The following is a 2059-nucleotide window of genomic DNA, read 5'->3' as shown; positions in this document are numbered from 1 at the left end:
GGCGCCAGCGGCACCCCGGTCTCGTAGCTCTGGGTGTAGATCTTGCCGTTTCTGCGGATCTCCAGGTCGAGCCGGGAGGAGAGGGCGTTGACGACCGAGCTCCCCACGCCGTGCAGGCCGCCGGAGACCTTGTAGGAGGAGTTGTCGAACTTGCCGCCGGCGTGCAGCACGGTCAGCACGACCTCGGCGGCCGATTTGCCTTCGGTGGGGTGCATGTCGGTGGGGATGCCGCGCCCGTTGTCCTCCACGGTGACCGAGCCGTCCAGGTGGATGACAACCTTGATGGAGTCGCAGTAGCCCGCCAGCGCCTCGTCGATCGAGTTGTCGACCAATTCGTACACCAGGTGATGGAGCCCCTGGGAGGAAGTCGATCCGATATACATCGCCGGACGCTTCCTTACCGCGGAGAGCCCTTCCAGTACCTTGATCTTATCTGCCCCGTAATCGCCTTGTTCTTCGTTGGTCATCGCTACCTCTGGTTGAGAATCCTGCCGTCACTGATGCGGAAGGTCCTGTGATTGTCCATATGTTCGGGAGAGATGTTCTGCAGGCTGGTGGTGGTGATGAAGACCTGCATCTCCCTTTTTTTCAAGAATTCCATCAAGTTCGAGTTCCGCTCCCGGTCGAGCTCGCTGGTCATGTCGTCCAGAAGCAGCACCGGCGGTGCGTCGAAGCAGCGGCTGATGAACTCGATCTCCGCCATCTTGAGGGCGAGCACGAAGGAGCGCTGCTGTCCCTGGGAGGCGAAGTGCCGAAAGGCACGGCCGTTCAGCCCGAAGTAGAGGTCGTCCCGGTGCGGCCCGATGGCGGTGGAGCAGCGCCTTCTCTCCTCAGCGGCGTGTGCCTTGAGCGCATCGGCCAGCGCGCGGGAAGGATCCTGGTCGTACTCGTTGGCGTCAACCCCGTGCAGCCGGTACTCGATCTGCACCGTCTCTTCGTTGCCGGATATCTCCGTGTAGAAGCCCTGCAGGAGCTTTTCGATCTCGGTGAGATACGCCCTGCGCCGCTCTATCACGAGCTGGGCGCTCTGGATGAGCTTTTCGGTCCAGACCTCCATGCCGAAGGTCTCGTTGTTCTTCAGCAGGGCGTTGCGGTTCTTCAGCACCTTGCTGTAGTCGTGGTAGGCCTTCAGGTAGTTCAGGTCACAGGTGAAGACCGCGCGGTCCAGGTACCTGCGGCGAAGCTCAGGCGCCCCGCGCACCATGGAAATCTCATCCGGGGTGAACACCACCACGTTCAGGTTGCCGAAGAACTCGTCGAGCCGGGTGGCCAGCTTGCTGTCGATCTTGGCCTTTTTTCCCTGCTTCTCCAGGAGAAGCGAGATCTCACGCCGTACCCGGTCCCGTTCCACCACCCCCTTGATGAGGGCGAAATCGGCTCCGAAGGCGATCAATTCCGCATTCTTGGCCTGCTTGAACGACTTCATGGTCGCGAGGAGGTAGATCGATTCCAGCAGGTTGGTCTTGCCCTGGCCGTTGTTGCCGTAGAATACGTTGAACTTCTCGCCGGGCTCGAGTTCAAGGTTTTTCAGGTTACGGAAGGAACCAACTTTCAGCTTTATGAGTTTCATCCGGTCCCCGCCTTCGCAAAGGCTACGGCGGGCAAGCTTCCCCTTGAAGGAGAGGGCACGCAGTGCGGAACGTCGTCGAAAATTACCACCTTTTCCCTATCGTTGCCCCCTTTATCAAGGGGGACTTGTGTGGCTTTGGTTAGGGCGGCTTGGCTGCGGCGGACCTTTCTGCCTGCGCCGATATCCCTCACCCGGCCTTCGGCCACCCTCTCCCCTGAAGGGGCGAGGGTAAGCAGGAGGCAAGACGACTCTTCATGATAGCACGGGAAGGCGGTCTTAATAAACGATATTTTGCCGGTACTAGAGCCTCATCGGCATGATGACGGCCATGAAGCCCTCGTCAGACGCGGGTTTCATGATCACCGGGGAAAGCTCGTCCCGAAGCTTCAGCTCGACTTCGCGCTCCTCCATCACGGAGAGCACGTCGATCAGGTACTTGGCGTTGAAGCGGGCCGAGATGTCGTTCCCCTCGTAGGAGACCTCGATCTC

At 60.0% G+C, this 2059-nt stretch carries 2 protein-coding genes and 1 pseudogene; all 3 read right to left on the bottom strand.

Annotated elements, in window-relative coordinates:
- The coding region (locus tag VJ604_RS14945) for an ATP-binding protein (RefSeq protein WP_324083854.1) at positions 1-467 on the bottom strand (467 nt) is incomplete at its 3' end.
- Positions 468-469: 2 nt separating this feature from the next.
- Entirely contained in the window at positions 470-1570 is a 1101-nt protein-coding gene (gene recF, locus VJ604_RS14940) for a DNA replication/repair protein RecF (RefSeq protein ID WP_324083852.1), read from the bottom strand.
- A gap of 300 nt (positions 1571-1870) precedes the next feature.
- A pseudogene (locus tag VJ604_RS14935) lies at positions 1871-2059 on the bottom strand (DNA polymerase III subunit beta); the annotation flags it as partial.

Source organism: Geomonas sp. (genome assembly GCF_035254065.1).
Taxonomy (GTDB): Bacteria; Desulfobacterota; Desulfuromonadia; order Geobacterales; family Geobacteraceae; genus Geomonas.
This window is presented reverse-complemented; position numbering and strand designations above follow the sequence as displayed.